Source organism: Pseudooceanicola marinus, from assembly GCF_002786295.1.
Classification (GTDB): Bacteria; Pseudomonadota; Alphaproteobacteria; order Rhodobacterales; family Rhodobacteraceae; genus Pseudooceanicola; species Pseudooceanicola marinus.
In genome coordinates this window covers 97,880-121,343 of sequence record NZ_PGTC01000029.1, presented here as the reverse complement: position 1 = coordinate 121,343, position 23,464 = coordinate 97,880, and the positions used below count along the sequence as shown (strand labels likewise).

Genomic DNA, 23,464 nt, shown 5'->3' with positions numbered 1-23,464 from the left:
CATCTATTCGTCGAAAGGTGGTGCCCCATGGACCAGATATCTCCCCACACCCTGACCTTGGAAGTGACCGGGCTGAACTGCGGCGGCTGCGTGCGGCGGGCGGAAACCGCCCTGTCGGAGATGCCGGGCACCCGCGAGGCACGGGTGAACCTGGCGACCCGCAAGGCTGAGATCGAACATGACGGCAGCCTGACGCCGGCTGCCGTGGCGGCCAGGTTGCAGGAGGCGGGCTATCCGGCCTCCGAAACCACACTGGTCCTGGATGTCGAGGGCGCCACCTGCGGCTCCTGCGCGGCGCGGATCGAGGGGGCGATGACGGCGCTGCCGGGGGTCGAGGAGGCCTCCTTCAACTTGGCCAACGGCACGGCCCGGGCGAAGGTCCTGACCGGTGCGGTTGACATGAGGGACGTCGTTCAGGCGATTGAAAAAGCAGGCTATTCCGCGCGCGAGGCCAGCAGCGGCGCAAGTGCCTCGGAACAGGCCGAGGCGCGCGCCGAAGCCGAAGCCGCCGGGCTGCGCCGCGACACCGTTCTGGCCGGCGCGCTGTCGCTGCCGGTGGTGGTGCTGGCCATGGGGGCGCACCTGGTGCCGGGCTTCCACATGCTGATCGAGAACAGCATCGGCATGACCGCCTCGAACGTGATCCAGTTCCTTCTGACCACGCTGGTCCTGGCCTGGCCCGGCGCGCGGTTCTTCCGCCTGGGCCTGCCCACGATCCGCCACATGGCCCCCGACATGAACGCGCTGGTGGTGCTGGGCACCTCCGCCGCCTGGGCCTATTCCACCGTGGCCACCTTTGCCCCCGGCGTCCTGCCCGAGGGCGCGGCCCATGTCTATTTCGAGGCGGCCGCCGTCATCGTGACCCTGATCCTGGCGGGCCGCTGGATGGAGTCCCGCGCCCGGGGCCGGGCGTCCGCCGCGATCCGGCGCCTGGCCGGCCTGCAGGTGCGCGAGGCGATGCTGCGCGCACCTGATGGAACGCTCTCTCCGGTGCCCGTCAGCGCCCTGCAGCCCGGTGACATGATCGCGCTGAAGCCCGGCGACCGCCTGCCGGTGGACGGCGTGGTTGCCGAAGGCACGTCGGACATCGACGAAAGCATGGTGACCGGCGAGCCGATCCCGGCGACCCGCCGCCCCGGCGATCCGGTGATTGGCGGCACCGTCAACGGCGCAGGCGCGCTGGTGATGCGCGCCACGGCGACCGGAGAGGACACGGTGCTGGCCCGCATCATGCAGGCGGTGGACGAGGCGCAGGGCGCCAAGCTGCCGATCCAGAACCTTGTGGACCGCGTGGCGCAGGTCTTCGTCCCGGCGGTGATTGTCGTGGCGCTGCTGACCCTGGCGGTCTGGCTGCTGGCGGGCGGCGGGCTGGGCGCGGCTGTGGTTGCGGCCGTTTCGGTGCTGGTCGTGGCCTGCCCCTGCGCCATGGGGCTGGCGGTTCCGGTGTCGATCATGGTCAGCACGGGGCGGGCCTCGGAACTGGGTGTGCTGTTCCGCCGGGGCGACGCGCTGCAACGGATGCAGGAGGCGCAAGTGGTGGCCTTCGACAAGACCGGCACGCTGACCCGGGGCAAGCCGGTGCTGGGCGGGATCGCCGCCCTGGGCGCCGAGGACGAGGCGCTGGCCGCGCTCGCCGCGCTGGAGTCTCAGTCGGAACATCCCATCGGTCGCGCCATCGTCGCCGGTGCCGAGGCGCGCGGGCTGACCCTGCCGCAGGCGGAGGGCGTGACGGCCATCCCGGGCGAGGGGCTGACCGGCCTTGTCGGCGGTGAGGAGATCCGCATCGGCAACCGGGCCTTCCTGCGCTGCGATCTGCCACCCGAGTTGGAAAGTCAGGCGGCGGCCTGGGAAAATGAAGGCGCCACGGTGCTTTATGCCGAGAAGCTCAACCAGACTCTGGCCGTCCTGGCGATCTCCGACGAGATCCGCGAGGAAACCCGCGCCGTGATTGCGGCGCTGAAGGCGCGCGGTCTGCACCCTGCCATGGTGACCGGCGACAGCCAGGCCGCCGCGCAGCACGTGGCCCGCGAACTGGGGATCGAACATGTCCGGGCAGAGGTGAAACCCACCGACAAGGCCCGCGCGGTCGAAGAACTGCGCGCCGAGGCCGGTGCGGTGATCTTTGCCGGCGATGGCATCAACGACGCCCCGGCGCTGGCGGCGGCGGACGTGGGCATCGCCATGGGGTCGGGCACCGACGTGGCCATGGAGGCCGCCGAGGTCGTGCTGATCGGGGGCGACCTGCGCGGCGTCGTGACTGCGATGGACCTGTCGCGGCGCACCATGTCGAACATTCACCAGAACCTCTTCTGGGCCTTCGCCTACAACGTCGCGCTGATCCCCGTGGCGGCCGGGCTGCTGGCGCTCTGGGGTGGGCCGATGCTGTCGCCGATGCTGGCGTCGGCGGCCATGGCGGCTTCCTCGGTCATCGTGGTCAGCAACGCCCTGCGCCTGCGCCGCGTGGCCCCCGCACTGACGGCCGCGATCGCCTGAGAGATTGAAAAAGGGAAAGCCGTACGGGGGATCTACAACCGGAAGGTGGTGAAAATCCTGTGTCTGTATGATCTTGCGGAACGGGGCAAGGCGCGCCCCGTCCGGTCCGATGATGGGTAAATCCTCTTGCGCGGGGGCGGTCAGCCTTTAGGCTTCTCCCTGTGATCGGCCCCGGAGGAGAGGGCCGGCAAGGGAGGACACCATGAGGCCCTTTTTGATCGGCGCCGCGGCTGCGGCGCTGTCCCTTTGCGCTACCGGGACCGTCCGGGCGGAGGAGTGGAGCGTCTCTCTCTGGGGCAAGCCGCGGGCCTTCACCGCCCATGTGGAAAAGCTGGCGGAGCTGCTGGAGGAGAGTACACAGGGCATGTTCACCCTCGACATCCGCTATGGCGGGTTGTCGAAGAACACCGAGACCCTGGATGGGATCGCGATCGGGGCGTTCGAGATGGCCCAGTTCTGCGCCGGCTATCACCGCGACAAGACCCCCACGATCACGGTGCTGGAACTGCCGTTCCTGGGCGTGAACACGCTGGAGGAGGAAATCGCAGCTTCAATGGCGGTCTATAACCACCCGGCCACAAGGGAAGATCTGGGGCGCTGGAACGCGACGCTGCTGATGCCCTCGCCGTTGCCGCAATACAATATCGTCGGCACCGGGGCACCGCGACGCACCTTGAAGGACTTCGACGGGATGCGCGTGCGCGCCACGGGCGGCATGGGTCAGGCCTTCCGGACCGTGGGCGCCGTGCCGAGCTCCGTCACTTCGTCCGAGGCCTATGCGGCGCTGGACAGCGGCACGGTGGACACGGTGGCCTTTGCCCCTCATGCCCATCTGAGTTTCCGCACGATCGACGTGGCGGATTGGTGGACCACCAACCTCAACCCCGGCACCGTCAATTGCCCGGTCGTGGTCAATACCGACGCCTACGAGGCGCTGCCGGAGGGCCATCGGGCCGCTCTGGACGCGGCGGTGCCCGAGGCGATGGAGCACTACATGGCTGAATACGCGAAGATCTACGCGACGTGGGGCCAGGTGCTGGAAGAGCGCGGGGTGGAGAAGGTGACCTTCTCCGACGAGGATCTGGCCGTCTTCCGCGCCAGGGCCGCCGACCCGATCCGCGATCAGTGGATCGCGGAGATGACCGCCCGAGACCTGCCGGCGCAGCATCTTTACGATACGATGATGGCGGCGTTGAGAGACGCCCAGATGTGATCTTCTACTTTAGCATATTAATCTAATTGACTGAAATTAAAGTAATAAAATTGAAGACTCGGTTTGGTCTCGGATGAGCGCTCGGTGATGTCGCCGGCGACCCAGATTGGGCGTGAGACTTGTCATGTTGAATACATTCAACACGTGTTGCCGTTGAACAGCAGCTTGCGGAATCCCTCTATGCTGCTTGAGCGGGGTCACATCCCCATGGGTAGTCTCATCGGCCAATAGAGACGCCGCTCGGGACCGAGCGCCGAGGAGGTCTCGGCCTTCTTCAATTCGGTTTACTCTGTGCAGGGCAAGCGCGAGGCTCCAGCGGGAGGTGGCTTCGACGCTGCTTCTGGCCCCCTAGGAGGAGTGCGCCGCATCGCGCCCCTGGGCCGGGTCAGCGGGTCAGGCGTACCTGCGGGGCGTCCCGCCAGGCGCCTGGGGACAGGTCGCCAAGCTCCCAGGGGCCGATGGCGGCGCGGATCAGGCGCAGGCAGGGGTGGCCGACGTGGGCGCACATGCGGCGCACCTGCCGGTTGCGGCCTTCGGTGATCTCCAGCGCGATCCAGCAGTCGGGCACGCTCTGTCGGACGCGGATCGGCGGATTGCGTGGCCAGAGGCCGGCGGGTTCCTCGATCCGTTGCAGCTTGGCGGGACGCGTCGGCCCGTCCTTCAGGGTCACGCCTTCGCGCAGGGCTTTCAGGGCGGCCTCGTCGGGCGTCCCCTCGACCTGCGCCCAGTAGCGTTTCGGCAGCTTGAACTTGGGATGGCTGATCCGGGCCTGAAGCCGCCCGTCCGAGGTCAGAACCATCAGCCCCTCGCTGTCGCGGTCCAGCCGGCCTGCGGGGTAGACGCCAGGCAGATCGATGTGATCCGACAGCGTCGGTCGGGCGGAGCCTTCGGTGCCACGGTCGGTGAATTGCGGCAGGACGCCGAAGGGCTTGTTGAACAGGATGGTGCGCGACATGCCCCGCGCTTAGCCCGAGGCTGCGGGAAAATCCAGTGGGCGCGGGTCGGCGGGGCACCTGCGCGGTCATCAACGGGTCGCGGGGCCGTCACGGGGATGTTACCGGCGCGCGCTACCCGGTCTGCATCACCTTTGCCCATGGATCGGGGGATACCATGACCGAACTGTCGCCGCTGCGTTTCGTCCTGCATTGCCTTGTCGCCCCGCGCAAGGGCGGGGTCACCGAATGGCTTCTGTGCCAGGCGGGCTTTCTGCGGGCCTGATGTGCGGGCAGGGTGGGCACGGGGCCGCCAGGATCGGGGCGGCAGAGGGATCACCCCGCCTGGCTGACGGGCGTTGCACATGGTGCCAGGTCAATCTGGCAGGATCGCGGTGAGCAGCCGATCTGCCCGCCACCCTGGGAGCAGGCCAGCAACCGTTCGGCCCTGCGCCATGCAATCTCGGCCCCCGTCAAAAGGGCGCAGCCGCGGTCGGCGGCCCGTCGGGTCAGTGGTGTCGTGCCATCGGTCGCGGCGATATCGACCAGCCACAGCGGTGCCTCAAATCCCTCGTCCGGCAGGACCTGGCCCGGCCGGTGCGGGCCGCCAACGGGGGTTGCGTTGACGATCCCGTCGATCCAGCCGCGGGTCAGGCCGGGGCGCGAAAATTCGTGGAACAGGCCTTCCGGACTGGCCAGCAGCGCGGCACGGGACCGCGTTGCGCGGTTAACGAGATTGGCCAGCGCCGCCGCGCGTCCCATGTCGCAGTCGTAGAAAGTCAGCCGGGTCACCCCAAGCGCGGCCAGCGCCATGGCCACCGACTGTCCCTCGGTTCCGGCGCCGACGATCAGCACGTGGTGCGCGGGCCGCCCGGAGAGGAAGGGAGCCAGGCAATCTTGCAGCGCGTGGGTGCCGGCATCGTAGCCAAGCGCGGGCCCTGCGTCGCTGAACAGCAGGGTGTCGACGATCTGTCCCGGCGCCAGCGGCGAACGGCGATCGGCCAGCAGGTCGGTGATGTCCGCCCGCAGCGGGTCGGCGAAGTGTACCGCGTCGAAGCCGCCGGAGCGGCCCGCGTTCATCAGTCGGCGCGCGGCACCCAGGCCAGTGAGATCGGGCAGGGGAAAGCGGCGCAGGCGCAGGGGCGCGCGTCGCCCGTCTGAACGGTTTTCCAGGCTTCGAATGACGGGTTCCAGCGCCCGGTCCTGCCCGGCGATCCCGATCAGGACTGGCCGGTCTGGCGCGGAGGCCTCAACATTTTTTCGCATTTCGGTAACGTCTGACACTCATGACCACTTTGCACGAGCGTATAGGCTGCCGCTGCGAGGGAAATGGGACTATCGTCTTGGTTGTGGGGGAGTGTCTGGACTACGCGATCGGGCTGGTGGCCCGGGATGGCTGGCTGCCTGGCGGTGCGCGTCCTTGGGGAGAAGGGGCGCAGGGGCGCGGTTGCGAGCGTGAGGCGAGCCGGGTCGCCCGGTCTGCATCACAGGGGCGGCCTGGCGAGCTGTCCTCCGGTCGGAGGTTGGCGGGCTTGGTGGCGGCCGTGACGCGGATCTGTCTGGAGGAGAGCGGGCTGGAGGCCTGGCAGACCGTGCTGCCATCTGGGCAGAGGGTCGCTGGGTCGGTCGAGCTGGCGGGAAAGGGGATGGCTTGCTGGCGATTGGCTGGCTTGCTGTCTTGACGCTTTCCTACCCCGTGGCCTCGGCGGGCGCAAGATAAAAGTGAATAAAATCAAATAGTTGATAGAAAGCATCGGGCTTTGGAGGGTGACTCTTTTGCTCGGAATTTGCCAGGCCACGCGGTCTCTGTCTGGCAAGTGGCTGGCCGCACTGGCCTTTTCCGCCCCTGTCACGACGTCCGTGAGGCATGGGCGCCTTCAGCCTCCGTGGCTGGTCCGGGCCAGGTTGGCCAGTTCGGCGACCCCGGCGCTGCAGGGGCGGTGGTCGATCTCGGCCAGGGGCACCCAGGCGGCCTCCAGCGCATCGTCGGCGGCCTGTGGGGGCGGAGCATCCGCGGGCAGGGTGCACAGCACGGCCAGCAGCACGTAGTGATGGCGCAGGGCGCCCTCCGCGTCGCGGTCGAGCACATCGCTGGCCCCCAGCACCGGCCCGGCAGAAAGGGCGGTCAGCCCGGTTTCCTCGGCCAGCTCGCGCTGTGCCGCCAGGGCCATGGTCTCTCCCGCGTCGATCTTGCCGCCGGGAAAGCCCCAGAGCCCGGCATCGGGCGGATTGGCGCGGCGCACCAGCAGCACCTCGGGTCCGCGCAGGCAGACGCAGAGCACGGCGGGAATCGGATGCGCAAGATCGGTCATTGTCGGCTCCGTTATCGGGATCAGAAGGCCTTGCCACGGGCGGAGACGGGCCAGAGCACCTCCACCCGGTCGCCGCGCAGGCCCACGTACCAGTCGTGGATGTTGCAGGTGGGGTCGCAATGCCCCGGCACCAGGCGCAGCCGGTCACCCACGGTCAGCGCGCCTTCCGGGTCCTCGATCGTGCCATGTTCGTCGGAGCATTGGGTATAGGTGACATCGGACCGCCCGTGCACCACCGGCAGGCCCGAGTCGAGCGATTGCACCTTCAGTCCGGCGTCGCAGATGGCGCGGGTCGGGTGGGTGTGGGACATCACCTCGGTCAGCAGGAAGAGGGCGTTGTCCCAGGTGCCGGCGTCCAGGCGCTGGCCCGCCTCATCCCTCAGCCGGCCGTAGTCGGCATCCATGAAGGCGTAGGAGCCACATTGCAGCTCGGTGAAGATGCCCGAGGCCGCCTCGAAGAGGTAGCTGCCGGTGCCGCCGCCAGTGACCAGCGGGGGCGGGAGGCCCGCGTCGGTCAAGGTGGCGACGGCGGCGCGGGTCACGGCGATGGTTTCATCCAGCGCGGCGCGGCGGTCGGCATGGGTGGGCAGGTGCTGGGCCGGGCCGTGGTAGGCCTGGATGCCGCCAAAGGTCAGGTTCGGGGCGGCGTCGATGGCGCGGGCGATGGCCAGCATCTGCGCGTCAGAGGTTGTACCGCAGCGGGACCCGCCGCAGTCGATCTCGACCAGCGCGTCGATCCGGGTGCCGTGGCGAGCGCAGGCCGCCTGCAGCTCGGCGACGTTGGCCAGGTCGTCGAGGCAGACCGAGATCGCCGCTCCGGTCCGGGGCAGCCGCGCCAATCGGTCGATCCGTGCCGCGCCGCGCACCTGGTTCGAGATCAGGATGTCCGGCAGGCCGGCGCGGGCAAAGACCTCCGCCTCCGACACCTTCTGACAGCAGATCCCGCAGGCGCCGCCCAGCGACATCTGCAGCCGGGCCACGTCGACCGACTTGTGCATCTTGGCGTGCGCCCGGTGGCGCAGGCCCCGGGCGCGGATGAAGGCGCCCAGCTTGGCAATGTTTCTCTCCAGAGCGTCGAGGTCAAGGATCAGGCAGGGGGTCTGCACCTCCGCCAGGGTCATGCCGGGCAGGGCGGGGATGTCATATCCGGGCTCCAGCCCGTCGAGGGAGGTGGGGGCGGTCATGGTGCGTCCTGTGGCCTGTCTGCAGGCATCCTAGGTGCAGGCCGCTGGAGAGGCCAGAGGGGGCACGCGGCAGGCGCGGATCCCCGTGTGGCGCGCATCGGTCGCCCTGTGTTGCGCGTTTCGCGGGCAAGAGGGGGGAGGAGATGAATGTATTGCGAACGGTTCGCAACTTTCTTGACTTCGCCTCTTGTCATCTTTTTAGTTGAGAATAAGTTGCAAGAAAGCTGCGGCCCCGGTCGCGGCGGTATCGGACAAGGGCGAGGATTGACGCGCGATGACAACTTGGAAGGCCTTGCTGGGCGGAACGGGCCTGGCGCTGATGCTGGCGCAGGGGGCCATGGCGGCCGACAAGATGAAGGTGGTCACCACCTTTACCGTCCTGGCGGACATGGCCGCCCAGGTGGCGGGCGATGCCGCCGAGGTCGTGTCGCTCACCAAGCCGGGGGCGGAGATCCACGGCTACGAACCCACCCCGCGTGACATCGTGCGCGCCCATGACGCGGACCTGATCCTGTGGAACGGCCTGAACCTGGAGCTGTGGTTCGAACAGTTCCTCGCCAACCTGCGCGATGTGCCGGCCGTGACGCTGAGCGAGGGGATCGACCCGATCTCCATCTCCGGCGGCTCCTACGAGGGGCAGCCCAATCCGCATGCCTGGATGGGCCTGGATAACGCGATGATCTACATCGACAATATCGAGGCGGCCTTTGCCGAGCACGACCCCGACAACGCCGAGGTCTATGCCGCCAATGCCGAGGCCTACCGCCAGCAGCTGCGCGACACGCTGGAGCCGCTGCGCGAGGAGATCGCCCGGATCCCCGAGGCGCAGCGCTGGCTGGTGACCTGCGAGGGCGCCTTCAGCTACCTCGCCCGGGATTTCGGCATGAAGGAGCTGTACCTCTGGCCGATGAACGCCGACCAGATGGGCACGCCCCAGCAGGTGCGGGCCGTGATCGACGGGGTGAGCGAGAACGACATTCCGGTCGTCTTCTGCGAAAGCACGGTGAACACCGACCCGGCGAAACAGGTCGCGCGGGAAACCGGTGCCCAATATGGCGGCGTCCTTTACGTCGACAGCCTGTCGGAGGCGGGCGGCCCGGTGCCCAGCTACCTCGATCTGATGAGGGTCACCGCAGAGACCATTGCGCATGGCCTGGAAGAGGGCATGAACTAGGGCCGCGATATTTCGCCGGCCGCCGCAACGGGGCCGGTGTAAGGATACGAGGGCCCGCGTACGGGCCGATGGAAAGACGCATGATGAAAGACAGCCAGTCCCCAACCGCCGAGACCCGCGCCGACGAGGCGGGGGGCGGCATCCGGGCCAGCGACGTGACGGTGACCTATCGCAACGGCCACACCGCCCTGCGCCACGCCAGTTTCGAGATCCCGCGCGGCACTGTCACCGCCCTGGTGGGGGTGAACGGGGCCGGCAAGTCCACTCTGTTCAAGGCGATCATGGGATTTGTCCCCGTCGCGGGCGGAGAAATCCGCCTGCTGGGCATGACCGTGAAGGAGGCGCTGAAGAAGAACCTGGTCGCCTATGTCCCCCAGTCAGAGGAGGTCGACTGGTCCTTCCCGGTGCTGGTCGAAGACGTGGTGATGATGGGGCGCTATGGCCACATGGGCTTCCTGCGGCGCCCCAGGGCCGCCGATCATGCCGCCGTGGCCGAGGCGCTGGCGCGGGTCAACATGACCGAGTTCCGCCACCGCCAGATCGGCGAGCTGTCGGGCGGCCAGAAGAAACGCGTCTTCCTGGCGCGCGCCCTGGCCCAGGAGGGGCAGGTGATCCTGCTGGACGAACCCTTCACCGGTGTCGACGTGAAGACCGAGGAGCAGATCATCGCGCTGCTGCGCGAGTTGCGCGACGAGGGCCGGGTGATGCTGGTCTCGACCCACAACCTCGGCACCGTGCCGGAGTTCTGCGATCGCACCGTCCTGGTGAAGGGCACCGTGCTGGGCTACGGCCCGACCGAGACCACCTTCACCCGCGAGAACCTGACCCAGGCCTTCGGCGGCGTGCTGCGCCACTTCACCCTGGGCGGGGCGGATCTGCATGACGACGATGACGAACGCCATGTCACCATCTTGACCGATGACGAACGCCCCTTCGTGCAATACGGCGACCAGACCCGCGTGACGGAGGGCGAGAAGTGAGCGCCCTCTGGGAACCCTTCACCTACAGCTACATGCTGAACGCCATGCTGGTCTCGGCCTTGGTGGGCGGCGTCTGTGCCTTCCTGTCCTCCTACCTGATGCTGAAGGGCTGGTCGCTGATCGGCGACGCCCTTTCGCATTCCGTCGTGCCGGGGGTGGCGGGGGCCTACATGCTGGGCCTGCCCTTTGCCCTGGGCGCCTTTCTGTCGGGCGGGTTGGCGGCGGCGGCCATGCTGTTCCTGTCGAACCGCTCCGGGCTGAAGGTCGATGTCATCATCGGGCTGATCTTCACCAGCTTCTTCGGGCTCGGCCTCTTCATGGCCTCGGTCAATCCGATGGCGGTGTCGATCCAGACCATCACCATGGGCAACATCCTGGCGATCTCGCCTGAGGATACGCTTCAGCTGGTCATCATCGGGGTGGTCTCGCTGGCGGTGCTGGCGCTGAAGTGGAAGGACCTGGTCGTCGTCTTCTTCGACGAAAGCCACGCACGGTCCATCGGGCTGCGGCCCGGGCTGCTGAAGGCCGTATTCTTCGTTCTGCTGGCCGCCTGCGTGGTGGCGGCGATGCAGACCGTGGGGGCCTTCCTGGTGATCGCCATGGTGGTGACGCCCGGCGCCACGGCCTACCTGCTATGCGACCGCTTTCCGCGCCTCATCCTGACCTCGGTGGCGATCGGCACCGGCACCAGCTTCGTCGGTGCCTGGATCAGCTATTTCCTTGACGGGGCCACGGGGGGCGTGATCGTCATCCTGCAGACCCTGATCTTCCTCGGCGTCTTCGTCTGGGCGCCGAAGCACGGCATGCTGGCGGCGCGCGCCCGGGCCCGCGCGGCGCTGGATGAGGAGGCGGAGGCATGACCGAGACCCTACTGCTGCCTTTCCAGTTCCCCTTCATGCAATATGCCTTCCTGATCTGCGCCATCGTGGCGGTGCCGACGGCGCTGCTGTCGTGCTTCCTGGTGCTGAAAGGCTGGGCCCTGATGGGCGACGCGATCAGCCATGCGATCCTGCCCGGCGTGGTGCTGGCCTATATCCTGGGGCTGCCGTTGGTGCTGGGGGCCTTTGCCGCCGGCATGACAACGGCGCTGGCCACGGGGTATCTGGCCGAAAACAGCCGGGTGAAGCAGGACACGATCATGGGCGTGGTCTTCTCCGGCATGTTCGGGCTGGGCATCGTGCTTTACACCTCGATCAGCACCAATGTGCACCTCGACCACATCCTCTTCGGCAACATGCTGGGTGTGGGGCCGGAGGATCTGTGGACCGCGGGCGGCATCGCCCTGGTGGTGACCGCCGCGCTGCTGCTGAAGTGGAAGGACCTGCTGCTGCATGCCTTCGACCCGGCCCAGGCGAAGGCCTCGGGCCTGCCGGTCGGGCTGCTGCACTACGGCCTTCTGACCATCCTGTCGCTGACCATCGTCGCCACGCTGACGGCCACGGGGCTGATCCTGGCGGTGGCCCTGCTGATCGCTCCGGGGGCCATCGCCTTCCTCACGACGCGCAGCTTCGGCCGGATGCTGGGGGTCTCGGTCGTGGTCTGCCTGCTGTCGATGCTGGGCGGCACCTATGCCAGCTTCTGGCTGGACAGCTCGCCCGCCGCGACCATCGTGCTGGTGCTGACCGGGATCTTCCTGCTGGCCTTCGTCAACCGCATCCGCGTGACCCGCCGCGCCTCGCGCAGCGGCGCGGCCTCTCAGGTATAGGTGCGGTCTTCCAGGGGCACGTCCTCCAGCATGGCGTTCAGCATCTCGTGGAAGGCCGCCTCGGCCTCCGACAGCTTCCGGCGCGGGTTGCTCAGCAGGTAGATGTTGATCCGGGGCAGCCCTTCGTCGGGGGGCAGCTGACGCAACATCCCCAGGTCCACGTCGCGGCGCGCGACGTGCAGGGGCAGGGCGCCGATGCCGATGTTGGCGACGATCATGCGCCGCGTCTCCATCAGATTGGCGGACATCCCGCTCCAGTGCGTCGACATCTTGGCGCGCAGGCGCAGCCGCGTGACGGGCTCCAGCGGGCCGCCCTCGGTTTCGGTCTGGAAAGACACCGCCGGCTCCCCCTCCAGATCCGCGAGGCTCACGTCGTCGCGGCCGAACAGCCGGTGGCGCGGGCCGCAGAACAGGCCGAAATATTCGCGGAACAGGATCTGCGTGCGCAGATCTGCCGGTTCCCTGTGCAACAGGCACATCCCGAAGGAGACGCGGTTCTGGCTGACCCGGCTGACGACCTCGTCGCTGTTGGCCACGGTGATCGAGAAACTGACCCGGGGGTGGGCCTCGGAAAAGCGGCTGAGGACCTCGTCGAAATGGTCCGAGACGACATGCGAGGCGCTCATGATCGAGATATGGCCGCGCAGTTCCGAGGCGTCTTCCTGTAACAGCGACGGCAGTTGCGACACCGTTCCGAAGATCGACGAACATTCCGCGTAAAGACGCTGTCCGGCCCGTGTTACCTTGAATTCATTGGGCTTTCTGACGATCAGCTGATGGCCCATCGTCTCTTCCAGCCGCTTCAGCGCGGAGGAGATCGTGGGTTGCTTCAGGCTCAGGAAATCCCCCGCGCGGGAGATGCCGCGCTGTTCCACCACCACCATGAAGGTGCGCAGCAGGTTCCAGTCCAGGTGCCAGGGAAAGCGTTGTTCGTCGGGGCCCATCATCGTCCTGATCTATGGTGAACATTTGGTTTATTTATTTGCGGAATGAGGGGCTGCATGCAAGCCCTAAGAGGCGCGGGAGGAAAAAGCGCCCGCCAGATTTTTTCTCGCGCCCCGCGACGGGCGCGCCAACAGGAGAGAGACTGATGACCACCCGCCGCATTCTCATGACATCCGCCATCGCCGCCGGCACCCTGGCCCTGGCGGGCCTCGGCCTGAGCGCGCCCGTGATGGCCGACGAACTGGACACGCTGAAGGAAGAGGGCGTGATGCGCATCGCCATGTCCGGCGCCTATCCTCCGTTCAACTTCGTCAGCGACAGCAACGCGGTCGTGGGCTTCGACCCGGCCATCGGCACCGAGATCAACAGCCGCATGGGCCTGGAAACCGAGGTGGTGACCACCGCCTGGGACGGCATCATCGGCGGCCTTCTGGCGCAGAAATACGATGCCATCGTCGGCTCCATGACCATCACCGAGGAACGTGCCGAGGTCGTGGATTTCGTCGGCCCCTACTACACCACCCGCCGCGCCATCTTCACCAAGCCGGGCAGCGGCATCGCCTCTCTGGAGGACCTGGAGGACGCCAAGGTCGGCGTGACCCTGGGCGAGACGCACGAGGAATGGGCCAAAGACAAGGGCTACAGCGTGCGCACCTACAAGGGCCTGCCCGAGCTGCTGCTGGAGCTGGAGAACGGCCGCGTCGACGCCATCGTCAACGACTCCATCGCCGCCATCCTGGCGCTGAACGAGAACGGCTACGACTACGAGATGTTCGACGATCCCGAAAGCGAACCCTTCGGCGCCGGCATCGCCATCCGCAAGGGCAACCCCGAGCTGAAGGCCGCCATGCAGGAAGCCCTGGACGCGATGATGGAAGACGGCACCTACGTCGAGATCGCCGAGGAATGGATCGGCGAAGACATCCGCTGATGCCGTCGGCGCCCCGGCTCCGGACCGGACCCGCCGCGCGCGATCCCCTTCGGGCGCGGCGGGTTCCCCAAACGCTGCCCTTACGTTGAAAGATCCCCATGGACGTTGATCTGATCCTCCGGGTTTATCCCTATTTCCTGGAAGCGGCGGTGGTCACCATCGAGCTGTCGGTGCTGACCATCCTGCTGGGCCTTCTGTGCGGCGCCGCCGGGGCCTGGGCGCGGCTGTCGCGTTTTGCCCTGCTGCGCTTTGCCGGGGCGGCCTATGTCAGTGTCTTCCGCGGCACGCCCGCGCTGATCCAGCTTTTCCTGCTCTACTTCGGCGGGCCCCAGGTGGGCATCCAGCTCGATGCCTTCGAGGCCGGGGTCATCGGCCTGGGCGTCAACATCGGCGCCTACATGACCGAGACCATGCGTGGCGCCATCGTCGCCGTCGACCATGGTCAGGGCGAGGCCGCCCGCACCCTGGGCCTCAGCCGTGCGCAGAGCTTCCGCAAGGTGGTGCTGCCGCAGGCGCTGCGGCTGATGATCCGCCCGCTGGGCGTGAACATCAACGCCCAGATCAAGGGCACGGCCCTGGTCGCCGCCATCTCGGTGGTGGAGCTGACCTATACCGCGCAGCGCTACATCGGCTCGACCTACAAGCCCTTCGAGATGTTCCTGCTGGCCGGTGTCCTCTACCTCATCATCATCACGGTGGTGGGCAAGGGCATCAGTTTCCTCGACCGCAGGGTGCGCCTGCAATGACCCTGATCGCCCGCATTTCCCGACAGAAAGGCCGTTCCCATGGGTCTTGATTTCTCCGTGGTTCCCGGCTTCGCCGATGCGCTGCTGCTTGGCGTGCTGTGGACCATCGCCATCACCGTGGCCGCCGCCGTCCTCAGCTTCTTCGGGGGCATCCTGCTGGCCGTCATCGCGCTTTACGCGCCGCTGCTGGTGCGGCTGCCCTTCCGCTTCTTCGCCTGGCTCTTCATGGGCACGCCGCTGCTGTTGCAGCTGTTCCTGATCTATTTCGGCCTGGTGGAACTGGGCATCGACCTGCCGGCCTTCGTGGCGGGCGTGATCGGCCTGGGCCTGCATTTCGCGGTCTACAATTCCGAGCTGATCCAGACCGCCATCGTCGCCGTCGACCGCGGCCAGATGGAGGCCGCGCGCACCCTCGGCCTCAGCCGCGGCCAGGCGCTGGTGCGCGTGGTGATCCCCCAGGCGGTGCGCGACGTGATCCCGCCCATTGGCAACAACATGATCGCCCTGCTGAAGGATTCCGCCCTGGTGTCGGTGATCGGCGTGTCGGAACTGACCCTTTCGGCGCAGCTGGCCATCGGGCGCACCTACCGCCCGTTCGAGTTCTACGCCGTTGCCGCCGTCCTCTACTATTTCATCAACCTCGGGATGGAAGCGGTCCTGCGCCGGATCGAGCGCCGCACCCAGCTTTCCCGCTAAGCGAGGCCCAGACACATGACCGAGACACGACCCTTCGTGGAAATCCGCCATGCGAAGAAATCCTATGGCAGTCTTGAGGTGTTGAAGGACATCAGCCTGACTGTCGACCGCGGCGAGATCGTGGCCATCATCGGCCCCTCCGGGTCCGGCAAGTCGACGCTGCTGCGGGCGATCAACGACCTCGATCCGCTGACCGGGGGCGAGGTGATCCTGGACGGCACCCAGGTCAACAAGGCCCTGCCGCATCGCCAGTACGAAAAGCACATCAACCAGATGCGCCAGCAGATCGGCATGGTGTTCCAGCACTTCAACCTGTTCCCGCATCTGACCGTGCGCGACAACGTGGTCATGGCGCCGAAGCTGCTGAAGGGCATTTCCGAGGACGCGGCGCAGAAGCTGGCCGAGGAACAGCTGGCCCATGTCGGCATGCTGGAGCGCATCGACTACTACCCCTCGCAGCTGTCGGGCGGCCAGAAACAGCGGGTGGCCATCGCCCGCGCCCTGGCGATGAAGCCCAAGCTGATGCTCTTCGACGAGGCGACCTCGGCCCTCGACCCGGAGCTGGTCGAGGAGGTGAACCAGGTGATGAAGACCCTGGCCCAGGAACACATGACGATGATCATCGTCACCCATGAGATGGAGTTCGCCGCCGACGTCTGCGACCGGGTGATCTTCATGGACGGCGGTGTGGTGGTGGAAGAGGGGCCGCCCTCGATCGTCTTCCAGAACCCGACCCAGCCGCGCACCCGCGACTTCCTGCGCAAGCATCTGTCCCAATACGAGAAAGAGAAATGACCGACGCGCCGTCCCACCTCTTCTACCAGGCGCGCGCGCCGCGCCCCTTCCTGTCCCACGGTGAGGGGATCTACCTCTACGATGAAAGCGGCAAGCGCTACATCGACGGCTCCTCCGGGGCGATGGTGTCCAACATCGGCCATTCCAACCCGCGCGTTCTGGCCAAGATGAAGGTCCAGATGGATCGCGCGACCTTCGGCTACCGCCTGCATTTCCGCACCCACCCGTCCGAGGACCTGGCGGCGAAGCTGGCCGGGCTGATGCCCGGGGACCTCGACCGGGTCTTCTTCGTCTCCGGCGGCTCCGAGGCGGTGGAAACCGCCGAGAAGCTGGCCCGCCAGTACGCGGTCACGCAGGGGCAGGGCAGCCGCTGGAAGGTCATCTCGCGCACGCCCGCCTACCACGGCGGCACCCTGGGCGCGCTGGCGCTGACAGGGGGCAAGCTCTTTGCCGGCCCCTTCGCCGAGATGTTCCAGGAGATGCCGCATGTGCGCGCCCCGCAGACCTACCTCGACCGGGACAACCTGACCGAGGAGGAACGCGGGCTGAAGTATGCCGATGAACTGCGCGAGCGGATCGAGGCGGAAGGCCCAGCCAGCGTGCTGGCCTTCATCATGGAACCCGTGGGCGGGGCCTCGACCGGGGCGCTGGTGGCGCCCGACAGCTACTACACCCGCATCCGCGAGATCTGCGACGATTATGGCGTGCTGCTGATCTACGACGAGGTGATGAGCGGCGCCGGGCGCACCGGCACCTTCCTGGCCTGCGAACACTGGGGCGTGACCCCGGATATCGTCGCTATGTCGAAGGGCCTCGGCGCGGGCTATGCGCCGCTCGGCGCCGTGGCGGCCCGGTCTCACATGGTTGAGGCGCTCTTGGATGCTGGTGGCTTCCTGCACGGGTTCACCTATGCCGGCAACCCGCTGGCCTGCGCCGCCGGTCTGGCGGTGCTGGAGGAGATGGAGGAGCAGGATATCCTGGGCAACTGCACCCGCATGGGGGCCGTGCTGATGGACCGCCTGCAGGGGCTGATGGCGCGCTACCCCTTCATCGGCCACGTCCGGGGCAAGGGCCTGCTCACGGCCTTCGAGATGGTCTCGGACCGGGAGACGATGGCCCCCCTGCCGAAAGAATGGAATGCCCATAGCGAGCTGGTGGAACTGGCCTATGACGCGGGGCTTATCCTCTATTCCCGCCGCACCCGGGGCGGTGTGGAGGGGGATCACTTCCTGGTCTGTCCGCCGCTGATCGTCACCGAGGCGCAGATTGACGAGATCCTGCAGATCCTCACCGGCGCGCTGGATACCTTCGCCGCGCGCCACGGGCTGGATGTCTCAGGCGAGGTGTCGGCATGAGGCTTTCGGACAAGACCTGCGCCATGGCCGAGGCCGTGGCGGCGATCCCCGACGGGGCGACCGTCATGGTCGGCGGCTTCGGCGTGCCCGGCACGCCCTTTGCCCTGCTGGCGGAACTGGCCCGGCAGGACAAGCGGGAGCTGACGCTGATCAAGAACGATGCCAACGAGACCGGCACCGGGGTCGACCTGCTGATCGCCTCGGGGCGGGTGCGCAGGCTGATCACCACCCATATCGGGCTGAACGCCAATGCCATCGCGGCGATGAACGAAGGCCGGATCGAGGTCGAGTTCTGCGCCCAGGGCATCCTGGCGGAGCGGGTGCGCGCCGGTGGCGCGGGCCTGCCGGCGTTGCTGACCGACATCGGGATGCAGACGGAGCTGTCGGCGGGCAAGCAGATCGTCCAGGTCGACGGGCGTTGCCTGATGGTGGAAACCGCCCTGCGGGCCGATGTGGCGCTGATCCATGCCGACCGGGCCGATCCCTTCGGCAATCTGGCCTACCGGGCCACCGCGCGGAACTTCAACCCGCCGATGGCCATGGCCGCCACAACCGTCATCGCCGAGGCGGAGGTGCTGCTGCCCCTCGGCGGGCTGGCCCCGGACGAGGTCGAAACCCCGGGCGTCTTTGTCGATCACCTCTGCCCAATGGCCGAGATCACCGAGGAGTATGGCGTTGTCCGCAGATAAGATCGTGCCGCTGAAACCCGCCGATCCGCGTGGCCGCATGGTGGCCCGCGCCGCGCGCGAGATCGCGCCGGGCATGGTGGTGAACCTGGGGATCGGACTGCCGACCCAGGTCGTGGATCACCTCGGCCCCGACTTCCCCGTCTGCCTGCACACCGAAAACGGCATGGCGGGCGTCGGCCCGACCCTGCCGCATGAGCTGGCCGACCGGAACCTGATCGACGCGGGCGGGGCCTATGTCTCCCCCATCCCCGGCTGCAGCTATTTCGACAGCGCCACCAGTTTCGCCCTGGTCCGCTCGGGCCGACTGGACCTGACCATGCTGGGCGCCTTCGAGGTGGCCGAGAACGGGGATCTGGCGAACTGGAAAATCCCCGGTCGGTTTTCGCCCGGGGCCGGCGGCGCGATTGAACTGGCGCAGAAGGCGCTGCGGGTGGTGGTGATGACCACCCATTGCGACCGCAAGGGCAACCCCAAGCTGAAGCGGCGCTGCACCCTGCCGCTGACCGCAGCCGGGGCCGTCATGCGGATCTTCACCGACCTGGCGGTGATCGACGTCACGCCCGCGGGCTTCACCCTGCGCGAATGCGCCCAAGGGGTGAGCGTCGCGGAGGTGACCGAGGCCACCGGCGCGCCCCTGCATCTGCCCGAGGGCGACATTCCCACCTTCTGAGTTTTCCCTCCGACGTGCCGAGGTTCCCGATGGATCAAGACCTTTCCACCCGCATCCTGCATGCGGTCGATGACCTGTTCGACCGCGAAATCGACTTCCTGGCCGAGCTGACCTCGCACCCTTCGACCCGGGGGCAGGAACAGTCGGCGCAGGATTTCATCGCCGGCGAGCTGGGCGAGCGGGGCCTGTCGGTTGACCGCTGGCGGATCGACGTCCAGGCGATCCGCGACCAGCCTGGCTTTTCCCCCGTCATCGGGGACTACGAGGATGCGCAGAACGTCGTCGGCACGCACCGCAGCCGCACGGGGCAGGGGCGGTCGCTGATCCTCAACGGCCATGTGGACGTGGTGCCCGCAGGCCCCGCCGACATGTGGGACCGCCCGGCCTTCGCGCCCCATGTGGATGACGGCTGGCTGTACGGGCGGGGCGCCGGGGACATGAAGGCGGGGCTGGCCTCCAACCTCTTCGCGCTGGATGCGCTGCGCGCGCTGGACCTGCAACCGGCGGCGGATGTCTTCTATCAATCCGTGGTCGAGGAGGAATGCACCGGCAACGGCGCCCTGGCCTGCCTGGTGCGCGGCTACCGCGCCGAGGCCGCTCTGATCCCCGAACCCTTCGAGGAGGCGCTGGTCAGCGAACAGCTGGGCGTCATCTGGGCGCAGGTGCACCTGAAGGGCCTGCCGACCCACGTGGCCTATGCCGGCAGCGGCGCCAATGCGATCGAGGCGGCGGTGCCGCTGATCGCCGCGCTGCACGGGCTGGAAGAGCGCTGGAACCAGGCCGATTGCCCGCACCGTCACGGCGGCTATGTCCATGCTCACCATCCGATCAACCTGAACATCGGCAAGATCCAGGGCGGCGACTGGACCAGCTCCGTGCCCGCCTGGTGCGTTTTCGACATGCGCATCGCCATCTACCCGGGCCAGGACATCGCCGCCGCCCGCGCCGAGATCGAGGAGGTGATCCTGCAGGCCGCGCGGGAGAACGCCTTCCTGAAGAACGCCCTGCCCGAGATCGTCTGGCACGGCTTCATGGCCGAGGGCTACGCGCTCTCGGACGACCGCTCGGCCCGTGCCGGTGCGGCCATCGGCGCGCTGGAGGGGGCGCATCGCGCAACCACCGGCCAGGCTCTGGAACGCAAGGCGATCACCGCCACCACCGATGCGCGCTTCTTCGGCCTCTACTCCGACACGCCCGCGCTGGTCTACGGCCCCCGCGCCGAGGCGATACACGGCTTCAACGAGCGGGTGGAGCTGGAAAGCCTCCGCCGCATCACCGCCGCCACGGCGCTGTTCATCGCCGACTGGTGCGGCACCGAAACCATCTGAGGACCACGACATGCGCGATCCCGTCATCGTTTCCACTGCCCGCACGCCGATCGGCAAGGCCTATCGCGGGGCGTTCAACAACCTTGAAGGGCCGGCGCTGGCCGCCCACGCGGTGCGCGCCGCCGCCGCCCGCGCAGGTGTCGAGGGGCCGGAGGTCGAAGAGGCCGTCTTTGGCTCCGCGCTCACGCAGGGCTCCACTGGCATCAACGTGGCGCGCCACATCGCGCTGGCTTCGGGGCTGGGCGACAGCGTGGCGGGCGTCACCCTGGACCGGCAATGTGCCTCGGGCCTCAACGCCATCGCCGTGGCCGCCCACATGATCCGCAGCGAGGGTGTCGAGGTGGCGCTGGCGGGTGGCCTCGACAGCATCTCGCTGGTGCAGAACGAACATTGGAACGGCTACCGCTACCGTTCGCCTGGGGTGGCCGAAACCTACTACATGAGCATGATCGAAACCGCCGAGGTCGTGGCCGAGCGCCATGGCGTGAACCGCGCGGCCCAGGACGCGCTGGCCGTGCAGAGCCAGGCACGCACCGCCGCCGCCCAGGCGGCGGGACGGTTCGACGCGGAAATCGTGCCGGTTGAGGCGGTGAAGATCGTCACCGACCGCGCCACGGGCGAGACGCGTGAGGAAACGGTGCGGCTGACGGCGGACGAATGCAACCGCCCCGGCACGACGCTGGACAGCCTGGCGGGGCTGAAGCCGGTGCTGGGGCCGGATCATTGCGTCACCGCCGGCAACGCCAGCCAGCTCTCCGACGGGGCCGCCGTCATGGTGTTGATGTCGGCGGCGGAGGCCGCGCGGCGCAACCTGACCCCGCTGGGGGCCTTCCGGGGCTTTGCGGTGGCGGGCTGTGCGCCGGAGGAGATGGGCATCGGTCCGGTCCTGGCCATTCCCCGTCTGCTGGAACGCACCGGCCTTGGGATCGAGGACATCGACCTGTGGGAGGTCAACGAGGCCTTCGCCGCGCAGCTCCTTTACTGCCGCGACCGCCTGGGCATCCCGAACGAGCGGCTGAACGTCAACGGTGGGGCGATTTCCATCGGCCACCCCTACGGCATGTCGGGCGCGCGCATGGCCGGGCATGTCCTGCTGGAAGGCCGCCACCGAGGGGCACGCTACGGCGTCGTGTCGATGTGCGTGGGCGGCGGGCAGGGGGCCGCGGGGCTGTTCGAGATCTTCTGACCCCGCCGCCCGGGACGCGCGAAGAGTACGCCCGCCTGCTGTACTGCGGGCCCGAGCTGCGCCCCTGTCGTCGACTGAGGCGCTGTGCGCGCCCCGCCGGGCCGGCATTGCCGTGGCGCGCCCCCTTTCCAGAGCGTCCGATCTGCCCCATGCAGGCACCCGATCCCCATGCCGTGACCATAGACGACCGATAGAGGAGCGGGCCCGCGATGACCGGGAGCCGCGACAAGAACGATCTCGACCGCGCCGCGCGCCTCTCTGTCGCCCCGATGATGGACCTTGTCTGTACCAAGTACCAAAGCTTCGTTTGGGGCGTGTCTGATGGGCCTGGATCCGAAGAAGAGGGATCGCGCCTTCCTTCGGCGAGAGATTGCATAAGGCCTGCTGACCGTCGAAGACGCGGCAGATTTTCATGGCATGTCCTGAGACGACCATCTTCAGCTTCCCCATAGCAAACGCTGGATCACGCAGAGCAATCCTGGTCAATGCGTCCTGAGCCCAGCGAGGAAGGCCTGCCCAATACAAGGGTCCAATCAGTCAGGTGCAGGAAATGCCGTACAGTGTTTTCGACGCTTCCCGGTCATCGAACCGGACGGACAGGTCTTCGAGCCGGCCGGCGTAGGAGGCCACCTGTTCGAACCGCGTGTGCGGCCAGTCGCTGCCCCAGACGAAACGGTCGGCGGGCAAGAGGGCGGTCAATCGGTCCAGATGGCCGCGGGCGTCCGGGACGCCACGGTAGGGCGCGCTCAGCTTGACGAAAAACGGCGCGCGGGTCGGGCAGGCCGCAAGCGCGTTCAGCCAGGGCTCGCCCTGCGCGTTTTCCGAAGCCGGCAGGCCCATGTGGTCGACGACCACCGGCACCGGCGCGCGCGACAGGGCGGGCAGGTAGTCCGCCCAGCGGGCGCTCTCGAGCTGCACCTCGACGTGCATGTCGTGGGCCCGCAAGATGTCCAGAAAGCGCTGCACCGTCTTGTCGGTCGGATCCGGCAGGGCAGCCCCCGAGACGAGGTTCCAGCGCACGCCGCGGACGCCCGCCTCTCCGAGGTCGCGCATGACCGATTCCGGACTATCCAGCGCGACGCAGGCAATGCCGGCGAACCGGTCGCGATCGAGCGTCGACAGCGCATCCAGCAGCTGGGAATTGTCCGTGCCGAGAAAACTGACCTGAACGATGACTCCTCCATGCAGCCCGTGGTCGGACTGCATCCGAAGCCAGGTCTCCAGCGGTGCAGGAGCCCCCGGCACGTAACGTGCGCCGGGCACCGCGCAAACACGTTCATAGACATGGGCGTGACAGTCGAAGGAAATCAAGGCGGCACCTCAAGTTATGCACTTCTATATAGAACTAGTTGACTGAAGCGGTCAACACGACTACAACCGAAGCCGGAGGAGACGATATGGCACATGCATCGACGGTCAGTGACGACAGGCTTCCCGCCTATCTTCGGCTGCGTGACGACATCGCGCGCCGCATCGCCGCCGGCGAATGGCAGCCGGACGAGGCGCTGCCCTCGGACAATCGTCTCGCCGCGGAACACGCGCTTTCGGTCGGGACCGTGCGCAAGGCCCTGCAGCAGCTCTCGGACGAGGGGCTTCTCGAACGGCGGCAGGGCGCGGGGACCTTCCTGCGCAAGCCGGCCTTCGACGCGACCCTGTTCAGGTTCTTTCAGGTGCGCGAACACGGCGCGGAACAGAGCATCCCGACCAGCCGGCTGATCTCGCGCGCGGTGGTGACGCCCACCAAACACCTGGCCGATACGCTCGGCACCACAGAGGTCATCCGCATCGAGCGCCTGCGCTGCCTGTCCGAACAGCCGCTCCTTTTCGAAGAGATCTATATTCCGCAGGCGCGCTTTCCGGGGTTCGAGTTGATCCCGGCAGAAGATATCGGGCCGCTTCTGTACCCGGTCTATTTCGAACGCTTCGGCGTTTTCGTCGCGCGGGCCGAGGACGAGGTCAGCTTTGGCACCGCAGATCGGACCATAGCCCTGCGCCTCGGCATGACAGAGGGCGATCCCGTCGCCCGGATCGAACGCACCGCCTTTGCCATGACCGGCGAAGCCATCGAATGGCGGGTCGCCTCGGGACGGGCCGACCGTTTCCGCTACCGCAGCCGCATCGGCTGACATC

23 protein-coding genes are annotated in these 23,464 nt (G+C 67.6%); 17 read left to right on the top strand and 6 right to left on the bottom strand.

The window, feature by feature from the left end; all coding sequences use genetic code 11:
* The first annotated feature begins 27 nt into the window (after positions 1 to 27).
* Both CVM50_RS19945 and dctP read left to right on the top strand, forming a co-directional pair.
* The gene (locus CVM50_RS19945; RefSeq protein ID WP_085887149.1) at positions 28 to 2,493 is read left to right on the top strand and encodes a heavy metal translocating P-type ATPase; all 2,466 of its coding nucleotides are present in this window, start codon (positions 28 to 30) and stop codon (positions 2,491 to 2,493) included.
* 202 nt (positions 2,494 to 2,695) lie between these two features.
* Entirely contained in the window at positions 2,696 to 3,706 is a 1,011-nt protein-coding gene (dctP, locus tag CVM50_RS19940; protein WP_085887148.1) for a TRAP transporter substrate-binding protein DctP, read from the top strand.
* A 385-nt stretch (positions 3,707 to 4,091) separates the two neighbouring features.
* On the opposite strand, the gene CVM50_RS19935 is transcribed toward dctP, so the two are convergent.
* Positions 4,092 to 4,661: a pseudouridine synthase gene (locus tag CVM50_RS19935; protein ID WP_085887147.1), complete on the bottom strand. Its 570-nt coding sequence runs from the start codon at positions 4,659 to 4,661 to the stop codon at positions 4,092 to 4,094.
* Between the two features lie 35 nt (positions 4,662 to 4,696).
* Here CVM50_RS19935 and CVM50_RS19930 point away from each other — a divergent pair, with 35 nt between their 5' ends.
* Positions 4,697 to 4,924 carry a hypothetical protein gene (locus CVM50_RS19930; protein ID WP_085887146.1) on the top strand — a complete coding sequence of 76 codons (228 nt, stop codon included), beginning with the start codon at positions 4,697 to 4,699 and terminating at the stop codon, positions 4,922 to 4,924.
* Between the two features lie 50 nt (positions 4,925 to 4,974).
* On the opposite strand, the gene CVM50_RS19925 is transcribed toward CVM50_RS19930, so the two are convergent.
* From CVM50_RS19925 to bhcC, 3 genes are all read right to left on the bottom strand, one after another.
* Positions 4,975 to 5,904, bottom strand: coding sequence for a hypothetical protein (locus CVM50_RS19925; RefSeq protein ID WP_085887145.1), 930 nt, complete (start codon positions 5,902 to 5,904; stop codon positions 4,975 to 4,977).
* 611 nt (positions 5,905 to 6,515) lie between these two features.
* A complete protein-coding gene (locus tag CVM50_RS19915) occupies positions 6,516 to 6,950 on the bottom strand; it encodes an NUDIX hydrolase (RefSeq protein WP_085887143.1) in 435 nt (144 codons plus the stop codon).
* Positions 6,951 to 6,970: 20 nt separating this feature from the next.
* Entirely contained in the window at positions 6,971 to 8,134 is a 1,164-nt protein-coding gene (bhcC, locus tag CVM50_RS19910) for a 3-hydroxy-D-aspartate aldolase BhcC (protein WP_085887142.1), read from the bottom strand.
* A gap of 274 nt (positions 8,135 to 8,408) precedes the next feature.
* Here bhcC and CVM50_RS19905 point away from each other — a divergent pair, with 274 nt between their 5' ends.
* The 4 genes from CVM50_RS19905 (at position 8,409) to CVM50_RS19890 (ending at position 11,993) form a co-directional block, all read left to right on the top strand.
* Positions 8,409 to 9,308: a metal ABC transporter substrate-binding protein gene (locus tag CVM50_RS19905; RefSeq protein ID WP_085887141.1), complete on the top strand. Its 900-nt coding sequence runs from the start codon at positions 8,409 to 8,411 to the stop codon at positions 9,306 to 9,308.
* A gap of 83 nt (positions 9,309 to 9,391) precedes the next feature.
* Complete coding sequence (locus CVM50_RS19900; RefSeq protein WP_100148559.1) at positions 9,392 to 10,288, top strand: manganese/iron ABC transporter ATP-binding protein; 897 nt, start codon at positions 9,392 to 9,394, stop codon at positions 10,286 to 10,288.
* Positions 10,285 to 11,148: a metal ABC transporter permease gene (locus CVM50_RS19895; protein ID WP_085887140.1), complete on the top strand. Its 864-nt coding sequence runs from the start codon at positions 10,285 to 10,287 to the stop codon at positions 11,146 to 11,148. Before CVM50_RS19900 ends, CVM50_RS19895 begins: the two co-directional genes overlap by 4 nt.
* A complete protein-coding gene (locus CVM50_RS19890) occupies positions 11,145 to 11,993 on the top strand; it encodes a metal ABC transporter permease (RefSeq protein ID WP_085887139.1) in 849 nt (282 codons plus the stop codon). The genes CVM50_RS19895 and CVM50_RS19890 overlap by 4 nt, the downstream gene beginning before the upstream one ends.
* Here the strand turns inward: CVM50_RS19890 and CVM50_RS19885 are convergent.
* A complete protein-coding gene (locus tag CVM50_RS19885) occupies positions 11,984 to 12,940 on the bottom strand; it encodes a LysR family transcriptional regulator (RefSeq protein WP_198431952.1) in 957 nt (318 codons plus the stop codon). The two genes, CVM50_RS19890 and CVM50_RS19885, sit on opposite strands and share 10 nt — an antisense overlap.
* Before the next feature lie 143 nt (positions 12,941 to 13,083).
* Between CVM50_RS19885 and CVM50_RS19880 the strand changes: the two genes are divergently transcribed.
* The 9 genes from CVM50_RS19880 to CVM50_RS19840 all read left to right on the top strand — a co-directional run bounded on the left by CVM50_RS19880 (position 13,084) and on the right by CVM50_RS19840 (position 21,334).
* Positions 13,084 to 13,869 carry a transporter substrate-binding domain-containing protein gene (locus tag CVM50_RS19880; RefSeq protein WP_085887137.1) on the top strand — a complete coding sequence of 262 codons (786 nt, stop codon included), beginning with the start codon at positions 13,084 to 13,086 and terminating at the stop codon, positions 13,867 to 13,869.
* Positions 13,870 to 13,967: 98 nt separating this feature from the next.
* Positions 13,968 to 14,615, top strand: coding sequence for an amino acid ABC transporter permease (locus CVM50_RS19875; RefSeq protein ID WP_085887136.1), 648 nt, complete (start codon positions 13,968 to 13,970; stop codon positions 14,613 to 14,615).
* A gap of 39 nt (positions 14,616 to 14,654) precedes the next feature.
* Positions 14,655 to 15,311, top strand: coding sequence for an amino acid ABC transporter permease (locus tag CVM50_RS19870; RefSeq protein WP_085887135.1), 657 nt, complete (start codon positions 14,655 to 14,657; stop codon positions 15,309 to 15,311).
* A gap of 15 nt (positions 15,312 to 15,326) precedes the next feature.
* Positions 15,327 to 16,106, top strand: coding sequence for an amino acid ABC transporter ATP-binding protein (locus tag CVM50_RS19865; protein WP_085887134.1), 780 nt, complete (start codon positions 15,327 to 15,329; stop codon positions 16,104 to 16,106).
* On the top strand, positions 16,103 to 17,461 hold the full coding sequence (locus CVM50_RS19860) for an aminotransferase family protein (RefSeq protein ID WP_085887133.1): 1,359 nt from the start codon (positions 16,103 to 16,105) through the stop codon (positions 17,459 to 17,461). Before CVM50_RS19865 ends, CVM50_RS19860 begins: the two co-directional genes overlap by 4 nt.
* Positions 17,458 to 18,150, top strand: a complete 693-nt coding sequence (locus tag CVM50_RS19855) for a CoA transferase subunit A (protein WP_085887132.1) — start codon at positions 17,458 to 17,460, stop codon at positions 18,148 to 18,150. The genes CVM50_RS19860 and CVM50_RS19855 overlap by 4 nt, the downstream gene beginning before the upstream one ends.
* Positions 18,137 to 18,820, top strand: a complete 684-nt coding sequence (locus tag CVM50_RS19850; protein WP_232618318.1) for a 3-oxoacid CoA-transferase subunit B — start codon at positions 18,137 to 18,139, stop codon at positions 18,818 to 18,820. Before CVM50_RS19855 ends, CVM50_RS19850 begins: the two co-directional genes overlap by 14 nt.
* A 29-nt stretch (positions 18,821 to 18,849) precedes the next feature.
* The gene (locus tag CVM50_RS19845) at positions 18,850 to 20,148 is read left to right on the top strand and encodes an ArgE/DapE family deacylase (protein ID WP_085887131.1); all 1,299 of its coding nucleotides are present in this window, start codon (positions 18,850 to 18,852) and stop codon (positions 20,146 to 20,148) included.
* Positions 20,149 to 20,158: 10 nt separating this feature from the next.
* Complete coding sequence (locus CVM50_RS19840; RefSeq protein WP_085887130.1) at positions 20,159 to 21,334, top strand: acetyl-CoA C-acyltransferase; 1,176 nt, start codon at positions 20,159 to 20,161, stop codon at positions 21,332 to 21,334.
* A gap of 537 nt (positions 21,335 to 21,871) precedes the next feature.
* Here the strand turns inward: CVM50_RS19840 and CVM50_RS19835 are convergent.
* Positions 21,872 to 22,645: an amidohydrolase family protein gene (locus tag CVM50_RS19835; protein ID WP_085887129.1), complete on the bottom strand. Its 774-nt coding sequence runs from the start codon at positions 22,643 to 22,645 to the stop codon at positions 21,872 to 21,874.
* 86 nt (positions 22,646 to 22,731) lie between these two features.
* Here CVM50_RS19835 and CVM50_RS19830 point away from each other — a divergent pair, with 86 nt between their 5' ends.
* Complete coding sequence (locus CVM50_RS19830) at positions 22,732 to 23,460, top strand: GntR family transcriptional regulator (RefSeq protein WP_085887128.1); 729 nt, start codon at positions 22,732 to 22,734, stop codon at positions 23,458 to 23,460.
* Positions 23,461 to 23,464 lie beyond the last annotated feature (4 nt).

Bases quoted from the DNA above. Each gene is read 5' to 3' on its own strand.
- CVM50_RS19855 (WP_085887132.1), top strand. From the start codon at position 17,458: ATGAGGCTTTCGGACAAGACCTGCGCCATGGCCGAGGCCGTGGCGGCG.
- CVM50_RS19860 (WP_085887133.1), top strand. From the start codon at position 16,103: ATGACCGACGCGCCGTCCCACCTCTTCTACCAGGCGCGCGCGCCGCGC.
- CVM50_RS19840 (WP_085887130.1), top strand. From the start codon at position 20,159: ATGCGCGATCCCGTCATCGTTTCCACTGCCCGCACGCCGATCGGCAAG.
- dctP (WP_085887148.1), top strand. From the start codon at position 2,696: ATGAGGCCCTTTTTGATCGGCGCCGCGGCTGCGGCGCTGTCCCTTTGC.
- CVM50_RS19845 (WP_085887131.1), top strand. From the start codon at position 18,850: ATGGATCAAGACCTTTCCACCCGCATCCTGCATGCGGTCGATGACCTG.
- bhcC (WP_085887142.1), bottom strand. From the start codon at position 8,134: ATGACCGCCCCCACCTCCCTCGACGGGCTGGAGCCCGGATATGACATC.
- CVM50_RS19865 (WP_085887134.1), top strand. From the start codon at position 15,327: ATGACCGAGACACGACCCTTCGTGGAAATCCGCCATGCGAAGAAATCC.
- CVM50_RS19915 (WP_085887143.1), bottom strand. From the start codon at position 6,950: ATGACCGATCTTGCGCATCCGATTCCCGCCGTGCTCTGCGTCTGCCTG.
- CVM50_RS19905 (WP_085887141.1), top strand. From the start codon at position 8,409: ATGACAACTTGGAAGGCCTTGCTGGGCGGAACGGGCCTGGCGCTGATG.
- CVM50_RS19900 (WP_100148559.1), top strand. From the start codon at position 9,392: ATGAAAGACAGCCAGTCCCCAACCGCCGAGACCCGCGCCGACGAGGCG.
- CVM50_RS19870 (WP_085887135.1), top strand. From the start codon at position 14,655: ATGGGTCTTGATTTCTCCGTGGTTCCCGGCTTCGCCGATGCGCTGCTG.
- CVM50_RS19945 (WP_085887149.1), top strand. From the start codon at position 28: ATGGACCAGATATCTCCCCACACCCTGACCTTGGAAGTGACCGGGCTG.
- CVM50_RS19830 (WP_085887128.1), top strand. From the start codon at position 22,732: ATGGCACATGCATCGACGGTCAGTGACGACAGGCTTCCCGCCTATCTT.
- CVM50_RS19880 (WP_085887137.1), top strand. From the start codon at position 13,084: ATGACCACCCGCCGCATTCTCATGACATCCGCCATCGCCGCCGGCACC.
- CVM50_RS19935 (WP_085887147.1), bottom strand. From the start codon at position 4,661: ATGTCGCGCACCATCCTGTTCAACAAGCCCTTCGGCGTCCTGCCGCAA.
- CVM50_RS19875 (WP_085887136.1), top strand. From the start codon at position 13,968: ATGGACGTTGATCTGATCCTCCGGGTTTATCCCTATTTCCTGGAAGCG.
- CVM50_RS19925 (WP_085887145.1), bottom strand. From the start codon at position 5,904: ATGCGAAAAAATGTTGAGGCCTCCGCGCCAGACCGGCCAGTCCTGATC.
- CVM50_RS19885 (WP_198431952.1), bottom strand. From the start codon at position 12,940: ATGATGGGCCCCGACGAACAACGCTTTCCCTGGCACCTGGACTGGAAC.
- CVM50_RS19890 (WP_085887139.1), top strand. From the start codon at position 11,145: ATGACCGAGACCCTACTGCTGCCTTTCCAGTTCCCCTTCATGCAATAT.